This window comes from Faecalitalea cylindroides ATCC 27803, assembly GCF_000469305.1.
GTDB lineage: Bacteria > Bacillota_I > Bacilli_A > Erysipelotrichales > Erysipelotrichaceae > Faecalitalea > Faecalitalea cylindroides.
Genome location: NZ_KI271006.1, coordinates 1 through 25,188, shown reverse-complemented (window position 1 = coordinate 25,188; position 25,188 = coordinate 1). Strand labels below are relative to the sequence as shown.

At 37.1% G+C, this 25,188-nt stretch carries 32 protein-coding genes and 1 pseudogene; 3 read left to right on the top strand and 30 right to left on the bottom strand.

What is annotated here, in order from left to right:
* Positions 1-191 (top strand): annotated as a pseudogene (locus tag HMPREF0367_RS10440) (MurR/RpiR family transcriptional regulator); the annotation flags it as partial.
* 123 nt (positions 192-314) lie between these two features.
* On the opposite strand, the gene HMPREF0367_RS05625 reads toward HMPREF0367_RS10440, so the two are convergent.
* From HMPREF0367_RS05625 to HMPREF0367_RS05515, 23 genes are all read right to left on the bottom strand, one after another.
* On the bottom strand, positions 315-740 hold the full coding sequence (locus tag HMPREF0367_RS05625) for a C-GCAxxG-C-C family (seleno)protein (RefSeq protein ID WP_035402076.1): 426 nt from the start codon (positions 738-740) through the stop codon (positions 315-317).
* A gap of 1 nt (position 741) precedes the next feature.
* Complete coding sequence (locus HMPREF0367_RS05620; protein ID WP_035402073.1) at positions 742-2,133, bottom strand: 6-phospho-beta-glucosidase; 1,392 nt, start codon at positions 2,131-2,133, stop codon at positions 742-744.
* 159 nt (positions 2,134-2,292) lie between these two features.
* Positions 2,293-2,778: a cyclophilin-like fold protein gene (locus HMPREF0367_RS05615; protein WP_211237382.1), complete on the bottom strand. Its 486-nt coding sequence runs from the start codon at positions 2,776-2,778 to the stop codon at positions 2,293-2,295.
* Positions 2,779-2,826: 48 nt separating this feature from the next.
* Positions 2,827-3,354 carry a biotin transporter BioY gene (locus HMPREF0367_RS05610; protein ID WP_035402067.1) on the bottom strand — a complete coding sequence of 176 codons (528 nt, stop codon included), beginning with the start codon at positions 3,352-3,354 and terminating at the stop codon, positions 2,827-2,829.
* Between the two features lie 106 nt (positions 3,355-3,460).
* Positions 3,461-3,943 (bottom strand): methionine--tRNA ligase, encoded by a 483-nt coding sequence (locus HMPREF0367_RS05605; RefSeq protein ID WP_035402064.1) that lies wholly within the window; start codon positions 3,941-3,943, stop codon positions 3,461-3,463.
* A 328-nt stretch (positions 3,944-4,271) separates the two neighbouring features.
* Positions 4,272-5,501 carry a tyrosine-type recombinase/integrase gene (locus tag HMPREF0367_RS05600; protein ID WP_035402061.1) on the bottom strand — a complete coding sequence of 410 codons (1,230 nt, stop codon included), beginning with the start codon at positions 5,499-5,501 and terminating at the stop codon, positions 4,272-4,274.
* A gap of 9 nt (positions 5,502-5,510) precedes the next feature.
* Positions 5,511-5,792, bottom strand: coding sequence for an excisionase (locus HMPREF0367_RS05595; protein WP_023920548.1), 282 nt, complete (start codon positions 5,790-5,792; stop codon positions 5,511-5,513).
* Positions 5,758-5,985 carry an excisionase gene (locus HMPREF0367_RS05590; protein ID WP_002594705.1) on the bottom strand — a complete coding sequence of 76 codons (228 nt, stop codon included), beginning with the start codon at positions 5,983-5,985 and terminating at the stop codon, positions 5,758-5,760. Before HMPREF0367_RS05590 ends, HMPREF0367_RS05595 begins: the two co-directional genes overlap by 35 nt.
* 99 nt (positions 5,986-6,084) lie before the next feature.
* The gene (locus HMPREF0367_RS05585; protein ID WP_002594704.1) at positions 6,085-6,291 is read right to left on the bottom strand and encodes an excisionase; all 207 of its coding nucleotides are present in this window, start codon (positions 6,289-6,291) and stop codon (positions 6,085-6,087) included.
* Positions 6,278-6,844, bottom strand: coding sequence for a type II toxin-antitoxin system PemK/MazF family toxin (locus HMPREF0367_RS05580; protein ID WP_035402058.1), 567 nt, complete (start codon positions 6,842-6,844; stop codon positions 6,278-6,280). The genes HMPREF0367_RS05585 and HMPREF0367_RS05580 overlap by 14 nt, the downstream gene beginning before the upstream one ends.
* 105 nt (positions 6,845-6,949) lie before the next feature.
* Positions 6,950-7,537 carry a hypothetical protein gene (locus HMPREF0367_RS05575; RefSeq protein ID WP_002594702.1) on the bottom strand — a complete coding sequence of 196 codons (588 nt, stop codon included), beginning with the start codon at positions 7,535-7,537 and terminating at the stop codon, positions 6,950-6,952.
* A gap of 556 nt (positions 7,538-8,093) precedes the next feature.
* Entirely contained in the window at positions 8,094-8,807 is a 714-nt protein-coding gene (locus HMPREF0367_RS05565; protein WP_240386305.1) for an ImmA/IrrE family metallo-endopeptidase, read from the bottom strand.
* Positions 8,808-8,949: 142 nt separating this feature from the next.
* On the bottom strand, positions 8,950-9,549 hold the full coding sequence (gene lexA / locus HMPREF0367_RS05560; RefSeq protein ID WP_008118564.1) for a transcriptional repressor LexA: 600 nt from the start codon (positions 9,547-9,549) through the stop codon (positions 8,950-8,952).
* A gap of 188 nt (positions 9,550-9,737) precedes the next feature.
* Positions 9,738-10,505 carry a zinc ribbon domain-containing protein gene (locus HMPREF0367_RS05555; RefSeq protein WP_035402046.1) on the bottom strand — a complete coding sequence of 256 codons (768 nt, stop codon included), beginning with the start codon at positions 10,503-10,505 and terminating at the stop codon, positions 9,738-9,740.
* Positions 10,506-10,745: 240 nt separating this feature from the next.
* Entirely contained in the window at positions 10,746-11,747 is a 1,002-nt protein-coding gene (locus tag HMPREF0367_RS05550) for a helix-turn-helix transcriptional regulator (RefSeq protein ID WP_035402043.1), read from the bottom strand.
* Between the two features lie 20 nt (positions 11,748-11,767).
* Complete coding sequence (locus HMPREF0367_RS05545) at positions 11,768-12,196, bottom strand: hypothetical protein (protein ID WP_008118560.1); 429 nt, start codon at positions 12,194-12,196, stop codon at positions 11,768-11,770.
* Positions 12,197-12,243: 47 nt separating this feature from the next.
* Positions 12,244-12,663: a nuclear transport factor 2 family protein gene (locus HMPREF0367_RS05540; RefSeq protein WP_003864537.1), complete on the bottom strand. Its 420-nt coding sequence runs from the start codon at positions 12,661-12,663 to the stop codon at positions 12,244-12,246.
* A gap of 62 nt (positions 12,664-12,725) precedes the next feature.
* Positions 12,726-13,004: a hypothetical protein gene (locus tag HMPREF0367_RS05535; RefSeq protein WP_005342358.1), complete on the bottom strand. Its 279-nt coding sequence runs from the start codon at positions 13,002-13,004 to the stop codon at positions 12,726-12,728.
* Between the two features lie 37 nt (positions 13,005-13,041).
* Positions 13,042-13,452 carry a hypothetical protein gene (locus tag HMPREF0367_RS05530; RefSeq protein WP_148449378.1) on the bottom strand — a complete coding sequence of 137 codons (411 nt, stop codon included), beginning with the start codon at positions 13,450-13,452 and terminating at the stop codon, positions 13,042-13,044.
* Positions 13,430-13,849 (bottom strand): restriction endonuclease, encoded by a 420-nt coding sequence (locus HMPREF0367_RS10735; protein ID WP_248660668.1) that lies wholly within the window; start codon positions 13,847-13,849, stop codon positions 13,430-13,432. The genes HMPREF0367_RS05530 and HMPREF0367_RS10735 overlap by 23 nt, the downstream gene beginning before the upstream one ends.
* Before the next feature lie 75 nt (positions 13,850-13,924).
* The gene (locus tag HMPREF0367_RS10730; RefSeq protein WP_248660667.1) at positions 13,925-14,365 is read right to left on the bottom strand and encodes a winged helix-turn-helix domain-containing protein; all 441 of its coding nucleotides are present in this window, start codon (positions 14,363-14,365) and stop codon (positions 13,925-13,927) included.
* A complete protein-coding gene (locus HMPREF0367_RS05520; RefSeq protein WP_035402033.1) occupies positions 14,366-17,506 on the bottom strand; it encodes a type I restriction endonuclease subunit R in 3,141 nt (1,046 codons plus the stop codon).
* 31 nt (positions 17,507-17,537) lie between these two features.
* Positions 17,538-18,410, bottom strand: coding sequence for a hypothetical protein (locus HMPREF0367_RS05515; protein WP_008118517.1), 873 nt, complete (start codon positions 18,408-18,410; stop codon positions 17,538-17,540).
* Positions 18,411-18,455: 45 nt separating this feature from the next.
* Between HMPREF0367_RS05515 and HMPREF0367_RS10050 the strand changes: the two genes are divergently transcribed.
* Entirely contained in the window at positions 18,456-18,995 is a 540-nt protein-coding gene (locus HMPREF0367_RS10050; protein ID WP_211237381.1) for a restriction endonuclease subunit S, read from the top strand.
* Here HMPREF0367_RS10050 and HMPREF0367_RS05505 read toward each other — a convergent pair.
* The 7 genes from HMPREF0367_RS05505 to HMPREF0367_RS05475 all read right to left on the bottom strand — a co-directional run bounded on the left by HMPREF0367_RS05505 (position 18,984) and on the right by HMPREF0367_RS05475 (position 24,400).
* The gene (locus HMPREF0367_RS05505; protein WP_015530032.1) at positions 18,984-19,505 is read right to left on the bottom strand and encodes a restriction endonuclease subunit S; all 522 of its coding nucleotides are present in this window, start codon (positions 19,503-19,505) and stop codon (positions 18,984-18,986) included. The genes HMPREF0367_RS10050 and HMPREF0367_RS05505 overlap by 12 nt on opposite strands.
* A gap of 10 nt (positions 19,506-19,515) precedes the next feature.
* Entirely contained in the window at positions 19,516-20,499 is a 984-nt protein-coding gene (gene xerA, locus HMPREF0367_RS05500) for a site-specific tyrosine recombinase/integron integrase (protein WP_023920531.1), read from the bottom strand.
* Between the two features lie 97 nt (positions 20,500-20,596).
* Complete coding sequence (locus HMPREF0367_RS10635) at positions 20,597-21,616, bottom strand: restriction endonuclease subunit S (RefSeq protein ID WP_187365569.1); 1,020 nt, start codon at positions 21,614-21,616, stop codon at positions 20,597-20,599.
* 91 nt (positions 21,617-21,707) lie between these two features.
* The gene (locus tag HMPREF0367_RS05490; protein WP_023920526.1) at positions 21,708-23,279 is read right to left on the bottom strand and encodes a type I restriction-modification system subunit M; all 1,572 of its coding nucleotides are present in this window, start codon (positions 23,277-23,279) and stop codon (positions 21,708-21,710) included.
* A gap of 19 nt (positions 23,280-23,298) precedes the next feature.
* Positions 23,299-23,508, bottom strand: a complete 210-nt coding sequence (locus tag HMPREF0367_RS05485) for a helix-turn-helix domain-containing protein (RefSeq protein ID WP_002587820.1) — start codon at positions 23,506-23,508, stop codon at positions 23,299-23,301.
* Positions 23,509-23,694: 186 nt separating this feature from the next.
* Positions 23,695-23,910 (bottom strand): hypothetical protein, encoded by a 216-nt coding sequence (locus tag HMPREF0367_RS05480; RefSeq protein ID WP_002594687.1) that lies wholly within the window; start codon positions 23,908-23,910, stop codon positions 23,695-23,697.
* Positions 23,911-24,064: 154 nt separating this feature from the next.
* The gene (locus HMPREF0367_RS05475) at positions 24,065-24,400 is read right to left on the bottom strand and encodes a helix-turn-helix domain-containing protein (protein WP_002594686.1); all 336 of its coding nucleotides are present in this window, start codon (positions 24,398-24,400) and stop codon (positions 24,065-24,067) included.
* Positions 24,401-24,625: 225 nt separating this feature from the next.
* On the opposite strand from HMPREF0367_RS05475, the gene HMPREF0367_RS05470 reads away from it, so the two are divergent.
* Positions 24,626-25,078, top strand: a complete 453-nt coding sequence (locus HMPREF0367_RS05470) for a hypothetical protein (RefSeq protein ID WP_008118497.1) — start codon at positions 24,626-24,628, stop codon at positions 25,076-25,078.
* The last annotated feature ends 110 nt before the right edge of the window (positions 25,079-25,188 follow it).

Genomic DNA, 25,188 nt, shown 5'->3' with positions numbered 1-25,188 from the left:
AATATATTTGTGAACATCTAGGCATGAGCAACTGTGAAGAATTACAAGATAGAATCGTGCAATATTCCAGTCATATAGCTCTTCAATATGTTATGGATATCTTATTTGGTTGTATCTATAACCAGGATCGTTTAACAAATAAGAAATATGTTTTAAATGCAATGGATTATATGGACGATAGGAAGTTATAAATTTAAACATTTTGCTTATTTATCACCTTTTCTTCACACACAAGCACATAAAAAATGGATCCCATCATATGGAATCCATTTTTTTGTATAGTTTCATTATTCAGTTTACTTAACAGTTCTTTTTTATGACTCTAACTCATATTCTTTTTTTATCTCAGCAATCGTTGATTCTAGAGCCATACCGGCCTTCTGTACGGTATACAGACAATGTAGATTCGGATCATATGAATGAGGTCGAATATTTTTACATTCAGTATCGCCTAAATCTTCTGTAAAGTTACGTACACAAAGTTGAATAGCTTTTCTAAATTCTGAGAGTTGATCATGAGCCTTCTCTTTAATGAATAATTTAGACAAAACAGCAACACATCCAATCAAAGCACCACATGTTTTACCTGAATACATACCACTTCCAAAACCCGCTAACATTTTCATACTGTCTTTGTCTAGATTAAGCGAATATACATCGTTAGCCGCATGAATTATCGTTTCAGAACAATTATATTTCTTTTTCTTGTAATAATATAAAATTTGTTCCTGAAGATTCATTTTATTTGCCTTCTTTTACTAAGTCGAAAACAACTTTGTCACGAATTGTTACACCATTCATTTTAAGCTTTTCAATCTTATCTTTAAATTGTGGTAAATATTTTTCATGAGCAATCAATAACTCGTCCAAGACTTCTTTAGCATTTTTTCCAGATGGAATCAAAGGGTTCAAAATAAACGCCTCTAAAGCCAAACCATAATTTCCGGTAATAGCTGCTTCGATCGTGCATTCTTCCATAGCTTTCATACATTGAAGCCATCCTCTTTGTGCACTTGGCAATTTTCCCCATGCTATTGGCATTGGGCCTTTTGCAGTAATGACTGAGCTGATTTCAACCACACAATCTTCTGGTAATTCAGGAACAGCTCCTCGATTCTTTGTGCTTACAACCATATGTGTTTTCTTATCATTGTATATGGAATTGATACATTCACATGCAGCATCACTATAATATGCACCGCCACGAAGACTCAATTCTTCTGGCTTTGTATCTAAATCTGGATCTTCATAAAGTTTGAATAGTCGCTCTTCCGTTTCCTTGACTTGTTGACCACGAGTCCCTATGGTTTTATATTCTTCTAAACTATGCTCCAGCATTTCTTGTGATCGATAGTAATACCGATGATATCCGCAAGGAATCATCTGCATCTGTTCAACCTGTTCCTTAAAGAAAGGAACATTGGCAATATTAGCCGGTAATCCAATATCTTTTCCCTCAAACATAGCATCAATAACCTTTTGTGTGATATTTTTTCCTTGTTTATCATAGACTTTATGCCAATGAAAATGATTGATACCAACAAACTGGTAAACTAGCTCTTTAGCATCATATCCAATTGCGATAGGTTCTTTCATCATTGCGATTACTGGTACATTGCATAACCCTACAACTTTATCCCATTTTCCATATTTAACAACTGCCTCTGTAATCATCCCGCTTGGATTCGTGAAATTAATCAACCAAGCATTTGGACAAAGCTCTTTCATATCTTCTACGATATCCAAAATAACAGGAATAGTACGAAAAGCTTTGAAAATACCCCCTGCTCCATTTGTTTCTTGGCCTAACATTCCATAATAAGAAGGAATGCGTTCATCTTTGATACGTGCTTCTAAGAATCCTACACGAAATTGAGTTGTGACAAAATCTGCATTTGTCAAAGCTTCTCTTCGGTTCAATGTTGTGTAAATTTTAACATCATATCCGGCTTTTTCCCACATACGACGTGCCATAGCTGCATCAATTTCGACTTTATCTTTTCCATTTTCTACATCGACCAGCCAAATTTCTCGAACAGGTAATTCATGATATCGTTTAATGAAGCCATCCATAAGTTCTGGAGTATAACTACTTCCTCCACCAATTGTAACAATCTTAATTCCACCTTTCATTAGGTTTTCCTCCTTTTTTCATCTTCAAATTAAACCTTAATTTAATGAAAGACAAGATGATTTAAGCATTCTGAAACTTTGTTTATAAAAACAAGAGAAAAATTAAATATATTTTGAAACTTTTTGAAACTTATATTTCGTTTTAAATCGGACTATAAGTTATTCAACTTTTTCCTCCAAAGAAAGTGTAATTGTTACATCCCCATTCCCTAATGCTTCCTGCCATCCGGATAAATTGTTTATATGTCCGATTTGAGTATAATTCCATGTATTAGATCCATAAAACAAAACAATTTGATTTCCTTGATAAAGCATAATATCTCCCGGCTGTGTCGTTATTTGTTGATTATTTGTAGGTAAATTTGTTTCCAAAGCGCCTACTTTTTCAAAGCCTGCATAATCACTCATTTTAATAGTAATACCCGTTTCTTTTAACATTTCAACCAATACGTCTACTGCTTCATTAGCTTTTAATGTTGCGATAAAATTTCTATCTCCTACTTTAACATTCATCTGCATCTTATTTTCATTCTCCCTATTTGATTCATTTGTGAATTCTTCATTTTGTAAGTTTATACTTTCCTTTGAATTACCAGATAAGATCTGTTGCTTGCTGCAACCTATAAACAAAATACATGTTATCATAAAAACCATTTATTCTTTTTTATTACTTCTACAATAGATAAAAAAGTATCAAGGTAAATGTGATCTTAATCTTCTTCCTATGCTATAGGCTAAAATGATTTTAATTAAATCCGGAATAATAAAAGGAAATACACAAACCGATAAAACACTTCTAACTGAAAGAATGTTTTGATTTTGCAAGCTCACATTTAAAAACCAATACGTTCCAAAACCATAACAAAGACATAATCCTATAACTGAACAAAGAATAAAAAGTTTTGAATTATTTATCCAATATTTTTCTGTCAACCATAGAAAAAGTGAACTCCATAAAAAACCAAGAATATATCCACCAGTCAGATTCATCAAAGCACCTATTCCACCTCTAAATCCTGAAAAAACGGGTAATCCAATCGCTCCAGCTATAATATAGACAAATACATATATAGTTCCCTTTTTCCCACCAAAAACAAGGCATATAAGAAACATAGCAAGCGTCTGTAATGTAAATGGAATCGTAAAAGGTATTGATATCCATGAACATATCGCCAATAAAGCAATACTTAATCCGCCATAAGCAATTTCTCTAGTTTTCATATTTAATATTTTAAGTGATTAAAACTTGTTTTTTCAAGCATTTATTTTGATTATCAAAATAAAAAGCACTCAGAACATTCTGAGTACTTTTATTAAGTTTTAATTATTAGTACAATTTAGCTCCCGCAGGAATAGCATCATCTACCATCAAAAGGTTCAAACGTTCCTGGCCTTCTTCCTGATGAATTGCTGAAATGATCATGCCACAAGAATTAATTCCCATCATTTTTCTTGGTGGTAAATTGACGATTGCAATCAATGTTTTTCCAACTAGTTCTTCAGGTTCATAATAGTCATGGATACCGCTTAAGATCGTTCTATCTTCTCCTGTTCCATCATCCAAGATGAATTCTAATAACTTCTTGCTCTTTGGAACAGCACGACATTCTTTTACCTTTACAGCTCTAAAGTCTGATTTAGAGAATGTTTCAAAATCAACGAAATCTTTGAATAAAGGTTCAATTTCTACTTTTGAATAATCAATCGTTGGAATCTTGTTAACTACTTCTGAAGATGCAGGTGTACTTGTTTTAACAAGTGCCTCTATTTTTGTCTTGTTAGCTTTTTTAGAATCTTTTGTCAGCTTCATATGTGGGACCCTTTTTGTGGTTCTTTCATACTCGACCAAGCTGGTGTTAATACTATTAAATTCTCCATATTCCAATTATCCCCCATACTTCATATTTTTGCTCTACTTTGAGTCACTTTGCGGGCAAATGATGTAAAATATGATGTAAATGATGTAGGGCGATAGTAGTATATGCAAGAGCATATTCATATACAAGAAATTATAACTTCTCTTATTTACAATGTCAATCCACATCAAAGTAACGCTGCCTTATCTTTTCCTGCTTCAGAACAAGAAAAAAGAACACACAACACTCTGTATGTTCTCTTTCCGTATGTGAAATCCAATATTATGCTATGAAGTAGCTGTCCAGTCCTTTGAACTCTGCCGTTTTCATTTCCTTTGTAACATCAGCATAGATGTTCAATGTGGTTGAAATATCTGAATGTCCGAGTGCGTCTTGAATGACCTTTATATTTACTCCAGCTTCACACATTCTTGTTGTAAATGTATGTCTAAGCGAGTGACAGCTAAAATGAGGAAGTAACACATCAGGTTCATCACTGTGCAAAAACTGCTCATCATTGCAATCACGGATAATTCTTCGGATTGCTTTGTTGAGTGTGGCTTGGTGCTGTGCCTGACCAAAACGATTGATGAAAATAAAATCTGTATATCCGTCAATCGTGACCTCGCAATGAAGTCCTAAATCTTCCTGCTTCTGTTTCTCCTGTTCAAATGCTTCTCTCACAAAGCCAAGCATTGGAACCTGCCTCATACTCGCCGGAGTCTTCGTTGTATTTACATTGAAATAACAGCCGCTTTTACTTCCCTCAGCCCTATGGTCATAATATACAAGAGTATGATTAACATCAATCATTCCACTTTCCATATCAATATCACACCATCTCAATCCGGTCACTTCTCCCACACGAAGTCCAGTTCCTATCATTACTGCAAAGACTGGATACCAGTGTTCATATACAGGGTGGGTTTTCAGGAAATTCAGAAATAGCTCCTGCTCCGGTTTCGTCAACGCTCTACGCTTTTCCGACTGAAAACAATGTGCTTTTTTCAATTCTCTCAACACATTATCTGACGGGTTATTTCTGATAAAGTCATCATCGACAGCAATCTGTAAAACCTGATGAAGAACCGTATGTATATTATCAATCGTTGAAGGCTTCAAATTTCTTTCATCAACAAGATAATTGTAGTATTTCTTAATATCTGATTTCTTCAGCGTTGATATTCTTTTACTTCCAATCACTGGTCGCACAAAGGTATTGTACATATATTTGTAATTTTCAAAGGTATTATTCTTCAGCCCTCTTTTCATATTTGCCCAAAGGTCAAATAATTCATCAATGGTTGTGTATCGTGCTTCAGTCTTAATACCATCACATTTATCTTTCTGAATACGCTTCTCTTTTTCTCTCAAATCATCTAAAGTTCTTGCGTAAACAAATCTTCTTTTCATCTGGCTGTCCTGCCAGCTAAATTGATAAGTACCGTCTTTTCTCTGAACCTCTCCGGTTTTCAGAACAACCCTTGATTTATCTTTTCTTTTTGTCGCCATTGTATCCTCCTAAATTCTAAACTGCTTATCTATATATTTGTCCAGTCGTTCCCTCACAATATGGATTTTATTGCCTATCCATATTGCAAAGGGACAACCTGCTTGATTAGACAACTCACGCAACTTCGTTCTTCCTATACCGGAATATGCTGCGGCTTCTTCGATTGTCAGCCACTTTCTTTCCCATATCGGTTCTTCAGCATTGCTTATGAGTTTTTCCTGATATGTTCTTACTTCGGCAAGTAAGCGTTCATCATCATTCAAGGAAAGTAAGTTTTTCAATGTATTCATCAAAAATCCTCCTCTTAATCATTCGACGATTTCCTATATGAAGAACAAATGGGCATTCTTCTTGGCTTGTTAGTTTTCTCAGTCTTTCTCTACCTATGCCAGAATATTCAACTGCTTCATCAATCGTCAAATTAGACTTATGCCATATCGGCACATCATATTTTTTTCGGATAATCTTTTCTGTATCTGCCATTACGGAAGCACCTCCTTGTTTTTTTCTGCCCTTATGATAATTAAAAAATGACGATGAGCCTATCATGCGAACCGACCCATCGCACATTTTACAAATCAGCTATATCGAATACGCATTATCAAGATATTCGTCCAGTTTTCTTCTTTTAATCAGTCGCTTACTTCCATTCCAAAGAACAAAAGGGCAAAACTCCGAGTCGGACATTTCTCTTAATTTTCTTGAGCCAATACCACAATAAGCTGCGGCTTCTTCTACTGTAAGATTGGACTTCTTCCAGATAGGAATAATGATTTTATTTTCTGTCATTGCTTCCCCTCTTTTCTTTCTTTGATGAATATCTGTCGGTAACAACATAATCCCAACCATCCCCATCACACTTATCACATCTGTCTTTTCGCTTTGCAAATGGGTCAAGTCGCCTTACAATATAGTCCGGATTGTGGATGTAATCATTCAGGCACTTCGGGCATAGACAACGAATATTTTCTTTCTCCTCCGGCTTGTAAACCCAAAGTCCAAATGTCTTTTTCAAAGTTGCGTTTATCTGCCTGAAAAGTTTATCATCATCTACCGTACCTATGTATTCACGCAAATCCTCTCTATTGACCGTCCGTATCTGCTCCAGAAGAACCATTGACGGTTTCTTCAGTCCAAACTCCTCGCCAAGAATAATGTGCGATGGCAAATATCTTTTCTTGATTACACTTGTAACCGCTGCAACAATAATCGTTGGAGCATTCTGGTTATAATCGTCTGCCTGAACGACAAGCACCGGACGCTCTCCGCTTTGTACTGAACCACTGTTATCTCCAAAGTCATAGTAGAATAAATCCCCACGACAAATCATTTTTTCTTTCATATACATAACCTCACAAGAATCAAATTTTTAAAGTGTCATTCGTATCCGGAATGAAATAACCCCTTCACTCATTTGGACAAAGGGTGCTGAAATGCACACCCAAAATCAGAGATTTTCATAAAATTTGATAAAATTTTTCTTTGCCGCTGCAATAGACTTATCTACGGAGCTGTAATATACACCCTCCTGCTTTGCAATCGCTCTGGAACTCAGACCGCAGCACACATTCTTCATAAGGCGTTCCCTTTGAAGTGGCTGCAACATTGAAAGTGCTATTCTTGCTTTCCTAATTTCACACTGACGCAATTCTTCTCTTTCCAGTTCAAGTCTTTCTTCCTCTGCTCTTTCAAATGGGTCGTCAAACATAATGGCAAGTTCTTTATGGAACTGTGAGGACATTTCATCGTCATATCCATAGCAGTCAAGTGTGCGACTGCTTCTCTTTGCATACTTGTCCTCATTTCGGTTTGCATCGTCAATTACCTCTCCCTGTGCAATGGAAAGATGTACAAACGGAGAATATCTTTCTATAACAAGGGGATACTTCTCCCAAAGCTCTTTTACAGACAATTCCGTAATAATCGCCCATTTTTCATCTCCGGTATAACCGTTATATTCGTATTTAAGGTTTATCAGTTTACAATCCTTTGCAAATAATTCTTCTTGTTCTGTTAATGTAAGTTTGTTTGTCATTTCCGTAATCTCCTTTGAATTTTGAAAAATTGATAAGTTTCAAAATTCGGAGATTACGGGTACTCAGCTATCTGGCACTGCCAAGCGTTATAAAACATAAAAGTCCTTTCCCAAGTAAGGGAAAAGACCTAATACTGCACGAAGCATAATCGAATAAAACAGCAACAAAAAAAGCACCGTCGAATCTGGACAGCAAAGAATACTTCTATTCTTCACTTATCCGGCTTCGTACGGTGCTTGGTAGTTTAGCAAATAAATTGCTTATCTCCGCTTACTCGATTAGAAATCGTTTCGATATTTACTTGTAATATTCATCGCCTGCAATTCCTACTATATCCGTTCCTGCGGATTCTGCGGAAGTAAGCGAGATTTAAGATATGGACATTCTTGCATTTCTGACACTTCACACTCAAATGTCCGGTTGCGTCTGAAAATACTCTTTGTATCCTGAACCCACAAGTCGGGCAGAGAATATCACGCTCTTTCAGACTTTCTGCTTCTACTCTTGACAGAAGCAATCTCTTTTGTATTTCAGGTGCTACCTGAGTCTGTAACCTCATTGCGAAACACCTCCCAGATTTAACTCATTGGAAATGTACTCAAGGATATTGTGATACTCAAATAGCCCCATATCTCTCAATCTGATAACCAAGGCTGTATAAGATACTCCGATATAAGCTGCCATTCTGCGGATAACTGCTTTATCCTTTGAAGTAATGGTATTATCGCCATAAACTCTTATCGGATTTGACTGATTATATTTCGCCAAGGCATTTTCAATAATTCTTCTCGGCATAAGAAGCGAAGCTCCCATTGTATCTGCCTGCCACTCAACAGACGCAAACATCTGAGCCAGTTCCTCTTTGGAATAACTACGCTCACTGTCATACTCTGCATGAAAGCGTCCTTCACTCGGCATTGCATACATCTTACTCAAGATATGATGTGACGCTTCGTGTGCCATTGTAAATCTGCGACGTCCCTGCTCCTTTTCAGCAAGAAGAAATTTATCAAGTACGATGGTATCTTTCGGGAAAACAAAGGGAATAATTTTTCCGTCCTGATGTACCAGCAGTGGTGTTGCTCCATCTGCCAGAAAGCCAATCCTGCCTGCATCATCTTCTGCGAAAGAAGCGTATTCAATTCGTAACATAAGAAATTCTGTAATGAAATGTTCTATGTCGATGGATTGAATCACTCGATTGCTAAACTTATTAGCATAAGCTGTTATCAAGCCTTCGCTGATTTCTTCCAACTCGGCTCTTGACATATAAATACTCAAGTTGTGTCCACCTCCGACTCCACCTTGTCCGGCGGTGCAACTCCTCCGGCAAAGTTCTGTTGTATTTCCGCACTATCCAAATTGATTAGATAGCGAATTCCTTCAAGTGTTTTCATTCGTCTGTCCTCTGTTATAGTTCTTTGATGATGTGACAAGCCACACCCTGAATGCAGCACTCATCTACAATGATGTCTTTCATCTTCTTATTTTCCGGGTGGAGAATGATTTTCTTATTCTCATCATCTCGGAAGTAGCGTTTCAATGTATTCTGATTATCCACAAGGGCAACTACTATATCGCCATCATTGGCTTCTACCTGCTTTTTAACAACCACAAGGTCGCCGTCATCAATCCCTGCTTCAATCATAGACTGACCGCTTGCTCTTAATATGAAGAAATCTCCTTTGCCGAAAATGGCAGTAGGAAGTGATACATATTCTTCAATATTTTCTTCCTCATACTGAGGACTGCCACAAGGAATAGAACCTACAATCGGTGTCTGTGTCTGTTCGCCACTGTACTTACGGGTCACATTGGTACGAATCTCCTGCCCGTCATACTCAATCATATTCTTCTCAGCCATCTCTACCAAGTATTTATATGCTGTACCTCTGGCAATACCAACCGCTTCAGCAATCTTTGTAGTCGATGGGGATTGTCTGTTTTGCAGGTAATAATCCTCGATGTACTTTTTTATCTCACTCATAAGTTCAGGACTCTTGCTTCTCATACCTGCACCTCGCTTTCTTTTCTATCGGAAGCAGTTTGCTTTCGATAGTTTTATTATACCTGATACGAAGAATTTTTCAAGTAGGTTTTTCGCAAAAGAAAAGAGGTGTCGCAAATTGCTAACACCTCAAAATTTCTTTGCTTGCACTGAAATCATTAACTCCAATGGCTTACTATTTTTCTCTATTCTCATCTTTTCTTATACAATACAAGTTCCGGATTCTTACCGTCTTCTTCATAAGTGCAAATAAGAATAAAATCCATATCTGCAACAACGCCGAAACATCTATCGCCGCCGTATTCACATTCAAGCTGATTGCCCAGATATGTCTTTGCCTCATTCAAAAACTTAGCCGCTTGCCCATTCGGAAGCCGGTACTCAAGATTCACATACTTTCCCACAAGGGCATTCAGTTTTTCCACCTTTGGCATTCCGTCAACATTCGATTCGTTAATTTCATTGATTAACTTTTTCTTGAATTCTTCAAACTGACCGTTATCACTAAGCTCATCATATTTCTTCCAGTAATCCAAAGTAGGAAGCAGCTCTTTCATATAAGAACGGGCTTGTTCCTCCGTGAAATTCTCGCTTACCATATTCTTAACACAAACTTCAATCAAATCATCCATATCATTGTAAGTATATGTTCCGTCGGCATAACACCACTTACAATAGTCCTCATTGAAAGAACCATCGTGATTGTGTCCGATAATATCATCATCTTCAAGCGGCATTCCGCAGCATTGACAAATAAGCTTTCTCGGTGAGCCTAAAAGTGTATTTATGGAAACATCGAATACTTTTGACAGCAATTTCAATGTTTCCGTATTCGGAACTGTTTCTCCGTTTTCCCAACGTGAAACTGCCTGACGACTTACAAAAACTTTTTCTGCAAGCTCATCCTGCGACATTCCCTTTTGAGTACGAAGTTCAAGTATGACCTGTTTTGTATCCATTATGCAGTACCTCCCTTACACCTTTATTATAGTCTCACGCATTATCTCAAACAAGCAACTCGCAGTTGCTGTCCTTATTACTCGCCTTTTTCGTTCACGGCTAACCAAATTTCACAATGATAGTTTGGGGCGGTTGTATTCACAAACGGATAAACTTCAAACTCCACGCCCTAAGCATATTCATACTTCGAGCTTTGTGGGAAGATTCTGCCGTTTCTTGACATCGTATGCTTTGGAGTGTTACATTTCCTGTTCTTTGTTTCCTTTTTCCTGCATACCCTCATCGGCTTGTGCAATCATCTGTTTGTACTGTTCTTTCACACTTTCCGGTGCAAGTATCTGTACTTTTCCATTAAAGCCAAACACCCAACCGAAAAAGGTAGGGCTGGCTGATACTTCGGTCTGTACCCTGAAAGACGTCATATCATACGCAAGGGTTGTCACATCTTCTCCGAAACGGTCAACCATTGTTTTCATCAGACTGTTATCACACCGTAAATCCACAAGAACTTTCTCGCCTGAGAACATAAAGAAAACTTCCTTTGTGTAATTTTCAATATCAAAATCATCAGGCATAGGAATAATGTCCTTATCCAATATCTCAGGTTTTGAAGCAATACGGTCTACTCTGAAATTGATAACCTTACTTTTCTTCTCAGAATATCCGAGAACATAATAATAGTCCCCACACCAGAGAAGTTTATACGGACTGAGCTTATACACTTCGCCCTTGTTCTTCAGAACCTTTTTCTTTAATCCAGTATAATCATAATACTGAAAAGAAATCTGCTTGCCTGCATTGATGGCGTCGTTTATAGCGTCAATAATGTAATATATCTGCTCATTATCCGGCTTAATGCGATTGACCACATAGTTATTACGCTTCAGCTTTGCCACCTGCCCCGGACTGGTCATCGTATGTATCTTCTCAATCAGAGTTTCGCTTTTCTTCTTTGTAATGAACTTCGATGACTCCACTGCATCTATCAGCAGTTTCAGTTCCGGCAATTCAAACTTACGGCTGGCTACAAAATATTTGCTCTGAGTAGAATGGATAGTAACAATATCCATTCCAAACTCCTGAAGTGCAGCAATATCTTTTGTGACCGTCGTTCTATGTGCAGATATTCCGTATTCATCATTCAATATATTGATTAGCTGCGTCGTCGAAAGCGGATGTTCCTCGTCCGTTCGTTCCTCTAATATTTTCTTTAAGTATAATATTCTCGGCTTTGTTTCCATTGTTTGCCCTTTCCAAGCTATTACTCATATAGTCCTTTGAACATTTCTCCCTGTATCACGCTGATTTGTTCAGTCGGAATTACTGTTTCATCCTGCATAATCAGTTTGCGTTCAAATTCATCAATCTTTTTCACTATGCCGGAATGCGTGAGATATGCTCCTCCGGATTTTTTATCATCAGGCACGAAATAAGTTATTGATATTTCCTGTTCTGTGCCGATATTATCTCTAATCATATTTAATTGGTCATTTAATTTCATAATGACTTCATCGCTTAACTCTAACCGTTCATCTGTTAGCCTTGCAGTCTCTTTAATGGCTGCATCGTGTCCTGTAAGTGCCGCAAAAGGTGCAAACTGTGCTGCTCTGTCGTGAAGTGACATACGAGGATGGTTCTTCGATGTCGGATTCGGCAGATTGATTATATCGTCATAGGAATGTTCATCCATCTGTTACAGCACCTCCTTTGCTCGACAAACTTGAATTTATAGTCCTCTCAAAACCAATTTGCTTTTTCTTCTCGAAATACGGGAATATCACTATCTCGATATGGATTGTAATTATGAAGATTGCAACCAAACTCTTTTAATGATTTTATTTTGTTATCCTGTGTCCATACAATTAAAGATATTCCGTCAAATTCTTCAACATTTCCATTATTCATTTTGCTTTTAAAATACCACTCCACGATTGTTTGATTGCCTTGATGAAAAAATTGCTTAATCTCCCAGACAAGAACACTTCCGCGTGTATTCCATTCGTCAAACCAGTGCTTTACCGTTTTGCGGTTTTCATATTTAGGACTCCAACTCTCAGTATATACAACATCATCTGTAAAAATATTGTCAATTCCTAAATCTGCTTTCTTAATCCACATATCAAACCATAATCGGATAATTTTTTCTCTCTCGTTCATAAAGTACCTCCATAACTTCCGATTTTCTCAATTCTCCAAACTTGAATTGACCGAGCTGATAGTTACCGTTTTCTAACACTCCATTCATCATCTTGAGCTTTTCTTTCAGCATAGTAACCGCAAGGCATATCCTTTAGAATACCAACAGAATTATCTAAGTCGAATACTGATTTTAAGGATACTAACTTTGCTTCGTCTGTTTCATGTGCTTTTCCACATAGAAATTGCCACATTCCATCATCTTCATCATGTGATACATACAAAATAGGTTCTCCATTCTCTAATATGTGGCAACAGGTTATTGTAGCTGTATTTGGTGCATCATAAAATGGGAATTTCATATTTAACACTCCTTTCAAACTTGAATTTTATAACTTATCAATCCCAATATAATATTATCATATGGTCTATCTTCTTGCGGTCAGTCAGCTCTATAATATGAGGATTATTCTCTTCCTGAGCTATAATCCATACTTTATAGTTTCCACATTCATCACTATCTCCAACAAAAGAAATATTACTTGGTTCAGCAACACCACTTTTTTCAATATATCTCTCTATTTGGGAAATAGGTAAAACTGTGTCAATCCAAAGAGCATCGGCGTATGTTGATTTTTCTCCTTTACTATTTGTGATTTCATAGCCATAAGTAGATACATAAATTACACTATCTGAGTCAGCAGACTTAATCTGTGCTACAAAGTTTTGTAAAGGATTAATATCTTCTTCGTCTAAACAAAAACTATTATAATCCTTATCGTTAGTGTCAATCCTCGGTATAAAAACCATCCAATACATATGTTGTGACTGGTGTTATATACAATTCATATTTAATAACCAGTCTGATTAAATCATTTCCGTCAATCAGTGTTATCGGCGTACCTTCTCTCGCAGCCTCTCTTGCTTTATTGGTAAATCGGCTATTAGTAATAAATACTCCATAATCGGCTTGATATTTGTTCATCGCCCCAAGAAATTGATTGATATCCGGCTCACTCACTGGATTTGAATTAAATCTTTTACACTGAATAACCACTCTGGTTGTTCTAAAATCATCGGCATCTACGTGATATCCATAACCATCAATGCCACCATCATTTGACACCTGAACGCCTTTGTTGGTAAACTCCACTCCCATCTTTGTAAGAAGTGCTCGTGAAAATTGTTCAAACTTTGCTGGAGACATATTAGCGATTGCACTCTGAAGTTTTACCTTGAAATCATCTAACAATTCGTCATCTGTGGATTCATTCTCCTCGTCTTAAACCTCCAGTGTTTCTACTGGCTTGTTTTTCGATTTGTTCTTAGTCGAATGTTCCTCCCAATAGCTTCGAGCCTTATCCCTTACTTCTGTCTTAACATCAAAATCTGTTAAATCTACATTTGCTCCATCTTGAGTAAGTGTAATCTTTGGATTGAATTTCACATAAGATATGAGTCCGACATAACTAAGCTCTTTAATAGCAAAATTAAACTTAAAATCAAATTTTTTGTACTGATTTCCTGTTTTATTAGATGTATATAGTTTCTGTTCAAATTCAGCAATATGCTCATCTAACTCACTAATTCTGTCTCTAATTTCAGAACGCTCTAACTGTCCACCTGCTTCCTGAAGGACTTGAAGGATTGGTTTAATAAGGTATGATACTTGTTCTTCTGTATTTAAATCGTCATAAAACATATTTACATTTACACCTCTCATTTACTGTGCATACTTCTTGAAATTCTCTGCCTGTTCAAGAACTTCCTTGTAAACATCATCAATGGTTACTGGCGGATAGCCGAACTCATCAAGCAGCAATATCAAATCCACTTGCAAGTTTGCCTTAATATCATCACGGGCAGACCAATCGGTATAGCGTGACTTATCATCAACAATCAACTTTATCCTCTTGGATAGTTCAATCATTTTATCGTCCGGATATTCAAACTCAAACTTCTTGGAAACTGCTTTCAAAATATCATAGAAAGCTTTTTCTTCATAATCTATACCCATATTCTTGAAGGAGTTCTTTTCTGTTTTCAGTTCAGACAACAACTGTGCAAGCTGCTCCGCAACATCATCAAGGACTTCGTTGGCATACGCTTCATCACGACGTCGGTTATTATACTCATCAACAACTTTCTTGAGTCTGTCTGCAAATTCCACACCCATAATTTTATTAACTTTCTTAAACTCGTCAATCGCCTGAGAAAGAAGTCTTTGAAGTATCTTAATTTTCGTATTCGGCAACTGAATAGCATTTATCTTATCCATATACTCATCGCTGAAAATATCCACCGATATATGCTTTCCGGTTTCAAATAATTCCTCAATGCCATCAGACTGAATTGCACCCTCAAGCATTTTGCGGACACGAGCGTTCATCTGCTCAATATCCGGTGCATCGCCTTTTGTCAACTTGAAAAGGATAGAACGGACAGCACAATAAAAATGGATATAATCTTTATCTTCATCAGAGAATTTCTCACTTGAACTACAAAGGTTAAATGCCTGCTTCATTCTCTTGACTGCTGCCATAAATCTTCTTTCCAGTTCTTCAGACAACTGCACATACTCAACTGCACGATTCAGGCAGGCAAGCTGTTCAGTAGGAGAACCGTTGAAGAAATCACTACTGTTAAAGTTGTGGAACATCTGACCAAGAACTTCTAACTGGTCTTTTACAATCGTGATAGACTGCTCCACACCTTCAAATTCTTCGCTCTCAAAATTCGTATATTTCTTGAGGGCAGTGTTCATATTTTTCTTAATACCTATGTAGTCAACAATTAAACCTTTATCTTTGCCCTCGCATACACGATTTACACGAGAAATCGTCTGAATAAGGGTATGCTGCTGAATAGGCTTATCAATGTAAATCGTATCAAGCTCCGGCACATCAAAACCAGTCAGCCACATATCTACAACAATGGCAATCTTAAAGTTTGATTTCGGATTTTTGAACTGACGGTCAAATTCTTTCCTATCCTCTTTTGTGCCAAGCATATCAAATAAGTCTTTTTCATCATCTTTATTACGAGTCATAACCAACTTGATTTTTTCCATTGGCTTCAACTCTTTTTTATCTTTCTCACTCAGAACAACACCATCATCACAAATCTTCTTTTCTGTCCATTTCGGTCTGAGTTCCTTTACTATCTTATAGAAATCGTATGCTATATTTCGGTTGGAACATACAAACATTGCTTTGCCTGCTACGGTTGCACCTTCTGCCACACGGGTTTCATAATGCTTGATAAAGTCCTCTGCAACAGCACGAAGTCTATCAGGGTCGCCAATAATAACTTCCATTTTGGCAACTGCTTTCTGACTTTCTTCTACTTGATGTTCATTTGCTCCCTCAAGCTCACACTGTGCATAATATTCTTCAATCTGTCTTACCTTGTCCTGATTAAGCATAACCTTAGCTGCACGACCATCGTAAACAAGATTAACTGTAATACCGTCCTTAACAGCTTCCGTCATTGTATATGCGTCTACAACACCACCAAAGACTTCGATTGTTCCATCAACCGGAGTTCCGGTAAATCCAACATAAGTTGCATTTGGTAAGGAGTCGTGCAAATACTTGGCAAAGCCATAGGTTTTCTGAACACCTGACTCTGTAATCTTAACCTTTTGGTCGAGATTGATTTGGCTTCTGTGTGCTTCATCAGAAATACAAATAACGTTCGTTCTGTCTGTAAGAAGCTGCAAATCCTCTGTGAATTTCTGAATGGTAGTCAGATAAACGCCGCCACTCTCTCGTCCTTGAAGCTCCTCACGAAGTTTCTCACGGGACTCAATACTTACAACCGTTTCATCCCCGATATATTTCTTTGAACCTACAAACTGTTTGGAAAGCTGGTCGTCAAGGTCTGTTCTGTCCGTAATAATAAGAATAGTCGGAGAAGAAAAGTATTTGCTTTTCATCAGCATACGGGTAAGAAAAAGCATTGTATAACTCTTGCCGCAGCCTGTCGCTCCAAAGTATGTACCACCTTTACCATCTCCTTCGGGGCGAAGATGAGCCTTGATATTCTCATACAATTTATTTGCCGCAAAGAACTGTGGATAACGACACACTATCTTCAAATCCTTATCTGAGTTATCCGGAAAATAAATAAAATCTTTAATAACTTCAAGCAAACGGTCTTTTCGGAAAAGTCCTTTTACCATTGTCACAAGGGAATTGATACCGTCCAGTTCTTTATCGTCTGAGTTTATCTTTCTCCACGCATAGAAGAAATCATATGGGCTGAAGAAAGAACCATATTTATTATTTGCTCCATCACTGATAACAACAAACGCATTGTATTTGAAAATCTCTGGAATATCTCTACGGTAACGGATTGTAAGTTGCTTATATGCGTCCATTATGGTCGTATTCTCTTGTACCGCACTCTTAAATTCAAGAACAACAACAGGAATACCATTTACGAACACAATGCCATCCGGAATACGCAACTGATTATTTACGCCTTCAATTTCAAACTGATTAACCGCTTTGAAAATATTGTTTTCGGGAGTGTCGAAATCAATAAGTTCAATATAGAGGTCTTTCTGCGTTCTATCCTCACGGTTAAGAATAAATCCATCGCAGAGCAACTTAAATACAGCTTTGTTTGCTTCATAAATTGTACCGGAAATATTACGCAGCATTAGAATGACACTATCCACCTCACTCGGTGTGATACCATCTTTCGCATAGCGATTATAGAGGTATTGCTTCAGGTCGTCCGTAAGCAGAACCTCCGTCCTTTCTCTGTGTATCTGGTCGCCACTGACATAGGTGTACCCCTCGTCTTTGAACAACTCCATTATTGACATTTCCAATGCGTGTTCATTAAAATTTGCCATTGCGTTCACTCCTTTGGTATTCTGCATCAAATTATGATGCAACTACACTTGTATAATAAGCATTATAAAGTGCTTGTACTGTTTCATAATATTTATCTTCATAAGTTTCTGCTTGTGCGTCGGTATACTCTAAGAAAAACTGACAATCAACATCTTCGCCAAACTTATTATTTATAATTGTTGCTATATTCTCAACAAGTTCCATCATCCACATACAAACGGTTTCTTCTCTTGTGTGTGCTAGACTTTGATATTCCCATACATAATCAATCGGAGGTATAGGTGTTTCCTTATCAAAATCCATTTTTTTATCTACGAAATAATAGAAATATTCATCAATATACTCTCCAATAGATATTTGAGCCACATTCAAAATCATCATCAGACGATTTTCTTTATTTATAGGTTCAAAGATATTAGGAGTGCCGTTCCATTCTAATTCTCGGTATCTATCATAACTTCGATGAAAATATTTTGCTCCATCATACAAATAATCCCTTCCCAAATTATATTTCTCTATATCTTGCTGAAGTTTATCTATACATCCCTGTAACCAATACTTTCCCGTAAATTGTTTAATCTTATATCCGGCTTGATTTAATATCTCATTTTGTAATTCTTCAGAACACCGGCAGTATTCCGAATAAATTTTCCTTGTATGCTTTTCAAGCGGATATAGATTAGCTGCTATAATACACCACGGCAAATAATCTCTTTCCTCTTGATTATCAATTAGAAAAAGTCGAGCTTTTTCTTGCAATGCTATACGTTCCTTTTCGCATTGCAATTTCTGTATTTCCTTTTCATGTCGTGATTGCAACCAATAAATCAAAAAAGAAACTGCTATTGTTGCCACCAGTGACAATACTCCGATTATAATCTGAATTATATCTGCTAATGACATAGGTTCCTCCTTGTAAATGATAATTTAGACGATACTGCTCAAACATTGTATCAAAAATATTTTGAGTCCAACTCAGATAAATCTTCTTGGAAACAAGGCACTGTTGGCGATGTGTTGCAACTACAAAGGGGGCATGATTTACCTCGAACTGAAATGACTGGTGGTAAATATCCCGTTGCAGGTTCAACCGGAACAATTGGGTATCATGATGAGTTTACTGCTGAAGCTCCTGTTATTGTAATGGGACGAAGCGGCAATATTGGCAACCCAAGATTGTACCTTTGCAACTGTTGGACACATAACACATCGCTCTATGTAAAACAAATTTATGAAGCAGAACCGTTGTGGGTATTTTATTTGCTCAAAAATCTAAATTATGATGGCTTTGTTGGTGGTAGTGCAGTTCCTACATTAAATCGAAACGATGTTCATGCTTATGGAATAGCAATTCCACCACTTGAATTACAGAAATCTTTCTCCCAAAAGGTTATGAGCCTTATTTATTGCAAAGAAGAAAATCTTTCTGAAATAGAAAAACTGCAAGAATTGCAGAAAATAATTCTTACAACAATGTCAAGCCGCTAAATTATCATTTATCTTCTGTTTCAAATCTATTCTATCGGTTATCGTCTTGTAGGCTTTCACTATTTTTCTCTGCTTTTCAATATCTGGTACTGGAAGTTCCACCATACAAAGCTCATTCCAATCGAAAATCTCTCTTACGCTTCCGTGTGACTTATACCTTGCATAACGGTCAAATTCTGGTCGGCTGAACCAAAGCATAAGATATTCAGGGTCAAGTTCCTCTTTATTTTCAACTTCAAAAACTGTATAAGAGCTTGAAATGATACAATCTTCTTCATCTAAATAAGCAATAGAAATTTTCTCTCCATTTCGTGAAGTAACGGGTCCGTATGCAAACTGTCCCGTTCTGACTATCTTATAATTCGATAAATCAGTTCCTACAATATTTGCGATTGAAGGAATAAATTTTTTACTTATACTTACGCCAAGCAACTTTGTTACGGCTAAATTCTTATTACGCTCGTCCACAAGTCGAATGTAATTGCCTAATATCTTATATCCTTTTTCCATTCCTACCACCTTAACCAATGTATTTTCTATGAGCAATTTTCACATTGCTCTGCTTGACCATTGCATATTGCAATGTCGTATCTATTCTTCTATGCCCCAAGAGCTGCTGAAGCTGCTCTATTGGCATTCCTTTGTCTATTGCCATTGTTGCAAGTGTTCGCCTGAATTTATGAGGGTGTACCTTATTTAATCCCAAGCGTTTTCCAAGCTGTCGTAATCTCACTTCAATACCTCCGATATTCATTCGATTATACGGAGATTGTAATGAAACAAAAAGTGCTGGATTGTCGTCCTTTCGGCTATTTAAGTAATTCTGCAAATGTATTTTTGTTCTTGCATCAAAATATACTATTCGCTCCTTATCGCCTTTGCCGAAAACCACACATTCTCTTTCGTTAAAGTCTATATCCTCACGATTTAGCAACACCATTTCTCCGACACGCATCCCCGTTGAAGCAAGCATATCAATCATCGCCAAGTCCCTGAGTTCTGTGCAATTATCTCTCATCAATTCAAGTGCTTCATCTGAATAAGTTTCCTTAATGTTTGTTCCGGTCTTAACCTTATGTATTCGCCTGACCGGACTTTTCAAAATATAATCCTCGTCCTCAAGCCAAGAGAAAAAACTGGAAAGTATTCGTCTTATATTATCTATCGTAACTTTACTTGATTTTTTCTTTGCTTGATACTCTGTCAAATAACAACGAATGTCGTCAGTTACGATATATTTGATACTCTTTCCAATACCATCAAGCATTGACTGTATCGTTGCATTATAGTATTTCAGAGTTTTCTCAGAACAGCCTTCAATACGCTTTGCCGATAGGAAAGATTCTACTAAATTCTGTTCTGAAAGTTCCTCATCTTTTTTTATCTTTGTTACCTCATAATCAAAAAGTGTATACTGCAACACCTCTTGCAATCTTTCTGTCTGTGCGTTATTCAGATAAGGTAACATTCCTTGAATAACATCAGTGATTAGGTTCTGTTTCATAGTCAATTCTCCTTTTCTTTTTTAAGAGAACGACTACCAGTGGCAGTCCCTTGTTTTAACTCCCGCCACTGATGGGAGTTCTATTGTAAATGATAATTTAGCGGCTTGATAACTGAGTTAGTAAAGCATTTTGCAAGTCAAGAAGCTGTTGTATTTCATTGGTATTTGCAAGAATTTGAGCAAAAAGAGGTTCGACACGCTTTTCAAATAGAATTGCGTCTTCAAAATTAGGTTCAAATACTTTTTCCATTTCAAAATCTCGTGTTACCAATGAACTAAAAACAGCTCCCGATGCTTTTTTCTTCATTGTTGCTATTACATATCGGGTAAAAGAGAATACGAATAAGGCTGGAAAGTCATTCTTTCCCTTCAAAGCATAACACGATTGATTCATAGCCATAGGTACACCTGCTAAAGCTAAATTACCGACAGTTCCACGACAGGTAACGAATGTTGTATATGGTGGATATAATCGACTTGAACAGTTGTTTAACCCCTCATTGGTCAAATGCTTTTCGGTACTAATACAAAATGGTGAACGTGAAATATCTTTAGGAGTAAAGAAAAGAATGTTACCGTTCCAAAAACTATCTTCATCTGTCTTAGGAGTGCCACCACCCATAAGTTGTACAATATCCGTGAAAGATATTGTGGCAGTCGGCTTATTTTCTAAGAACACCTTGAAGAAAATTGTATCAGTGGTGTTTATTAAATTATCATTTATCTTCTGCTTTAAAGCAATTCTCTCCGTAATTGCCTTATAACTGTTCACTATTTCAAGCTGGTTTTCAATAGGCGGAATAGGCAATTCTAGTCTGCATATATCATCCCAAGTAATCCCACCACGAACGCTCCCGTCAGTATGTAACCAACAAATTCGGTCAAATTCCGGTCTGCGAAACCACATCATCAGATAATCTTCATTCAAAATGCTGTTATCTACTACCTCAAACATAAAATACGCCGGAGAAACAATAGCAGGTTCTTCTTCATCATACAATGCAACCGGAAGTCGTTCATCACGACCAACGTGCATTGGATTACACGCAAACTTTCCTTTTGTTATCAGTTTATATTTACTCAAATCCGTACCAATGACATTTGCAACCGACGGCATAAAGAACTTGTCTATGTTAATTCCCAAAACTCTGTCTGTTATGCTTTCTCTGTTCCGAGTATCAATCAGTCGGATATGGTTTCCTAAAATATCATAATTCGATTTCATATCCCAACTCCTTAAATACAGCAAGCAAATCTGATTTAGATTTTTCCTCTTGAGCAAGAAGTTCTTTGAGTTCTCCCTGCAATGATTTCATTTTGGTATCAAAGTCGATGTTCTCATCACGGTTGACAAACTCAATATATCTGCTCGGTACAAGAGTAAATCCTTTTTCCTTTACTTCATCAAAAGAAGCAGAATAGCAAAATTCCGGCACATTCTCATAAGTTTCCTCATAGCCTTCCTGCTGCCAGTTATGATATACACTTGTAACTTTGGCTCTATCTTCCTCTGTCAATTCAATGTACTTCTTCTCATAAGGACTGCCCATCTGTCGTAAATCCATAAAGAGTATTTCATCTTCTCGATTACGATAGCGTTTTAGCTTTCCATTCTGTTCCACGACACGAGCCTTTTTATTCTTATTGAGTACCCAAAGGGTAACGCTGATGTCTGTGGTATAGAAAAGGTTTCTCGGAAGAATAATGATTGCTTCTACCAAATGATTTTCTATAAGCTGCTGTCTGATTTTTAACTCTGTACCATCATCAGATAATGCACCATTGGCAAGCAAGAAACCTGCTACACCGTTTTGAGAGAGTTTGGAAACAATATTCAGTATCCAACCATAGTTTGCATTACTTGTCGGCGGAACTTCATAGCCGTTCCAACGAGGGTCATCTACAAGCTCATTTTCGGCTCTCCACTGCTTCTGATTGAAAGGCGGGTTTGCCATAATGAAATCTGCTTTAAGGTCTTTGTGCTGGTCATTGGTAAATGTATTGGCTGCCATTTCTCCAAGATTTGCAGAAATACCACGGATAGCTAAGTTCATTTTTGCCAGTTTGAAAGTGGTATTTGTGTATTCCTGACCGTAAATAGACACTTTCTTTTTATTACCGCTGTGTGCTTCTACGAACTTGATGGACTGCACAAACATACCGCCCGAACCGCAACAAGGGTCATAAAGTATTCCATCGTAAGGCTCAAGCATTTCGGCAATCAGGTTTACAATACACTTTGGTGTGTAGAACTCTCCTTTACCTTTTCCTTCTGCAAGAGCGAACTTACTAAGAAAATACTCATATACACGACCTATAATGTCGTTCTCTTTATCATCAGTGTTGATACGATTGATTTCATCAAGCAAAGAAGCCAACTTTGCCGTATCAATATGTAAGCGGGAGTAATAGTTATCCGGCAAAGCACCTTTCAGTGCCGGGTTGTTCTTTTCAATCGTATAAAGTGCTGTATCTATCTTCAGGGCAATATCGTCCTGCTTTGCATTTTCAATAATGTACTTCCAACGGCTTTCTTCAGGAAGATAGAATACATTTTCCTGAGTATAAAACGGCTTCATATCCGCATACTTTTCGCCGTGTGTAGAAATAATCTTATTACGGCATTCCTCAAACTTGTCACTGGCAAATTTAAGGAAGAATAAACTCAGAACAACGTGCTTATACTCCGCAGGCTCAACAGAACCTCTCAGTTTATCAGCACTTTTCCAAAGTGCTTCTTCCATTGATATTTCTTTCTTTGGTTTAGCAGCCCTTGCCATCTATAATTACCTCCGTGTTTTAATCTTCGTCTAAAATAACTTCGCATATATCTCCAATATCACAATGAAACACCTGACATATCCTCATCAGTACTTCAAGAGATACTGGCTCATTCTTATTTATCTTCGTTGCAGCGTATGATGTAATTTCGGCTGCACGCATTAAATCCTGTCTTTTCATTTGATTGTCAATCATAAGTTTTTGAAGTTTGTTATAGCATATCTTCATCAGTAACACCTCTTCATCTTATAATTCTTCTTCGTTACAGTTAACCATTTAACATTATATATTAAATTTTCAGGCATTTCAAGATTTCAGACAGAAATGTAACCTTTCAGACACTAAGGTGTCACTTTTTGCAAACACCTAATGCAACTCTTCTAAAGAATAATAAAAAAGAGATGCCGAAGCACCTCAATTATACATTCTATTATTAACATTCAACGCAATCATTGCTATGACCTTTTCTATCGGCGGCTCTTTTCCGTCCGGTGCAACTGCTTTCCAAAAAGCGATTGCTTCCGGTTCAGCACTTTTCATTGCTTCCCGAATGGCAAACTGCATTTCCTCTTTTACTGCTTTTTCGGTTGTTCCATTTTCTTTTGCTATTTGTCTGAAAATGTCGTTCACTTCTACTTCCTCCTATGTCTATTAGTATGTGTCTATCACTGACAGTTGTTGTTATAGCATATTCTCTCTGTCGAAGTCCCGAAAAATTTGTCGATAGCAGAAATTTTTTATACCGAAAAAAGAAAGCTCGTCGATTAGGACGAACTTCTGTGTTTTATGGAAGTATTTGCTTTGATTGCTTCACAAGTGTATCTATAACTTCATAAATTCTGTTTCTATCTTCAGGAGCAAGTTTTTCAAGCTTCTCATTAAGCATTGAGTTCTTGACTGTATATCCCGTTTCCAGGACATCAGTAAGAACCATATCCGATGATACACCTAAAGCATTTACTATCTTTATGAAAGTTTCGAGTGACGGAATTTTCTCTCCACGCTCAACCATACCAATATAATTTGTTGTCAAATCTGTTTTCTCAGCCAAATCTTCTTGGCGTAATTTCCTCGCAAGTCGGAACTTTCTTATATTCTTGCCGATTGTATCGAGCTTCATCACATCACCTCCCTTAGTGTGTTTCCATAACTAATAGTATAGGTTAAGTTGATTTCAAATCACACGCACCCAAAGGAAGTCAAACCAACTATTAGTGATGATTCCCAACTGTTTTTATGTTATACTATAAAAGTAGTAATTCACGATTGTTAATGGCGAAAGACAAATCACAACCCAAGAGCCAAGTTAAACAATCTCCATAGAATAAACTTAGGGGTAAAAGGAATGGACGAACAAAAGATAATATTCAGTAATCGGTTTGAAAAAGAGAAATTTGAGGATTACAAAACAGATTTGGGAACTGGCAACACAATCACTCCTGACTTTACGGAAGCTGATGATTTTTTAAAATTTATACAGAAGAACCGCAGAAGTGTTCCAAGTAAAGAGCGAATTGCTGACAAGGATAAATTTATCAAAACCGTTTACGAACTATCCAATAGCTTTGAAATTGACGCTGACCTGATAGAATTTGCCGAGGGATATATCGCCAACATCTATGTAGATTATGCCTGCTACACCGGATATATCAAGAAGCTGTTAGCAATTCTTTTTATCCTTGCCGATGATATTTCCTTTTTAGACGGCAGTAAAGAAAATGCCGATATGCTTTTCAGCTTCACTTATCACACACACCATATTTTCCTGAATAACAGAGAAACAACTGATTTCTCATAATGTACCCGATGGCTACTCAACTGAGCAGCCATCTTTTCAATTTTCCAGACACCGTCTGGAATTTTTAATATGCCGGAATACCGTATCCGAAGCAATTTGCTCATTTACAT

Bases quoted from the DNA above. Each gene is read 5' to 3' on its own strand.
- HMPREF0367_RS05625 (WP_035402076.1), bottom strand. From the start codon at position 740: ATGAATCTTCAGGAACAAATTTTATATTATTACAAGAAAAAGAAATAT.
- HMPREF0367_RS05620 (WP_035402073.1), bottom strand. From the start codon at position 2,133: ATGAAAGGTGGAATTAAGATTGTTACAATTGGTGGAGGAAGTAGTTAT.
- HMPREF0367_RS05615 (WP_211237382.1), bottom strand. From the start codon at position 2,778: ATGATAACATGTATTTTGTTTATAGGTTGCAGCAAGCAACAGATCTTA.
- HMPREF0367_RS05610 (WP_035402067.1), bottom strand. From the start codon at position 3,354: ATGAAAACTAGAGAAATTGCTTATGGCGGATTAAGTATTGCTTTATTG.
- HMPREF0367_RS05605 (WP_035402064.1), bottom strand. From the start codon at position 3,943: ATGAAGCTGACAAAAGATTCTAAAAAAGCTAACAAGACAAAAATAGAG.
- HMPREF0367_RS05600 (WP_035402061.1), bottom strand. From the start codon at position 5,501: ATGGCGACAAAAAGAAAAGATAAATCAAGGGTTGTTCTGAAAACCGGA.
- HMPREF0367_RS05595 (WP_023920548.1), bottom strand. From the start codon at position 5,792: ATGAATACATTGAAAAACTTACTTTCCTTGAATGATGATGAACGCTTA.
- HMPREF0367_RS05590 (WP_002594705.1), bottom strand. From the start codon at position 5,985: ATGGCAGATACAGAAAAGATTATCCGAAAAAAATATGATGTGCCGATA.
- HMPREF0367_RS05585 (WP_002594704.1), bottom strand. From the start codon at position 6,291: ATGACAGAAAATAAAATCATTATTCCTATCTGGAAGAAGTCCAATCTT.
- HMPREF0367_RS05580 (WP_035402058.1), bottom strand. From the start codon at position 6,844: ATGAAAGAAAAAATGATTTGTCGTGGGGATTTATTCTACTATGACTTT.
- HMPREF0367_RS05575 (WP_002594702.1), bottom strand. From the start codon at position 7,537: ATGACAAACAAACTTACATTAACAGAACAAGAAGAATTATTTGCAAAG.
- HMPREF0367_RS05565 (WP_240386305.1), bottom strand. From the start codon at position 8,807: ATGTCAAGAGCCGAGTTGGAAGAAATCAGCGAAGGCTTGATAACAGCT.
- lexA (WP_008118564.1), bottom strand. From the start codon at position 9,549: ATGAGAAGCAAGAGTCCTGAACTTATGAGTGAGATAAAAAAGTACATC.
- HMPREF0367_RS05555 (WP_035402046.1), bottom strand. From the start codon at position 10,505: ATGGATACAAAACAGGTCATACTTGAACTTCGTACTCAAAAGGGAATG.
- HMPREF0367_RS05550 (WP_035402043.1), bottom strand. From the start codon at position 11,747: ATGGAAACAAAGCCGAGAATATTATACTTAAAGAAAATATTAGAGGAA.
- HMPREF0367_RS05545 (WP_008118560.1), bottom strand. From the start codon at position 12,196: ATGGATGAACATTCCTATGACGATATAATCAATCTGCCGAATCCGACA.
- HMPREF0367_RS05540 (WP_003864537.1), bottom strand. From the start codon at position 12,663: ATGAACGAGAGAGAAAAAATTATCCGATTATGGTTTGATATGTGGATT.
- HMPREF0367_RS05535 (WP_005342358.1), bottom strand. From the start codon at position 13,004: ATGAAATTCCCATTTTATGATGCACCAAATACAGCTACAATAACCTGT.
- HMPREF0367_RS05530 (WP_148449378.1), bottom strand. From the start codon at position 13,452: ATGGTTTTTATACCGAGGATTGACACTAACGATAAGGATTATAATAGT.
- HMPREF0367_RS10735 (WP_248660668.1), bottom strand. From the start codon at position 13,849: ATGTCTCCAGCAAAGTTTGAACAATTTTCACGAGCACTTCTTACAAAG.
- HMPREF0367_RS10730 (WP_248660667.1), bottom strand. From the start codon at position 14,365: ATGAGAGGTGTAAATGTAAATATGTTTTATGACGATTTAAATACAGAA.
- HMPREF0367_RS05520 (WP_035402033.1), bottom strand. From the start codon at position 17,506: ATGGCAAATTTTAATGAACACGCATTGGAAATGTCAATAATGGAGTTG.
- HMPREF0367_RS05515 (WP_008118517.1), bottom strand. From the start codon at position 18,410: ATGTCATTAGCAGATATAATTCAGATTATAATCGGAGTATTGTCACTG.
- HMPREF0367_RS05505 (WP_015530032.1), bottom strand. From the start codon at position 19,505: ATGGAAAAAGGATATAAGATATTAGGCAATTACATTCGACTTGTGGAC.
- xerA (WP_023920531.1), bottom strand. From the start codon at position 20,499: ATGAAACAGAACCTAATCACTGATGTTATTCAAGGAATGTTACCTTAT.
- HMPREF0367_RS10635 (WP_187365569.1), bottom strand. From the start codon at position 21,616: ATGCCGTCGGTTGCAAATGTCATTGGTACGGATTTGAGTAAATATAAA.
- HMPREF0367_RS05490 (WP_023920526.1), bottom strand. From the start codon at position 23,279: ATGGCAAGGGCTGCTAAACCAAAGAAAGAAATATCAATGGAAGAAGCA.
- HMPREF0367_RS05485 (WP_002587820.1), bottom strand. From the start codon at position 23,508: ATGAAGATATGCTATAACAAACTTCAAAAACTTATGATTGACAATCAA.
- HMPREF0367_RS05475 (WP_002594686.1), bottom strand. From the start codon at position 24,400: ATGAAGCTCGATACAATCGGCAAGAATATAAGAAAGTTCCGACTTGCG.
- HMPREF0367_RS05470 (WP_008118497.1), top strand. From the start codon at position 24,626: ATGGACGAACAAAAGATAATATTCAGTAATCGGTTTGAAAAAGAGAAA.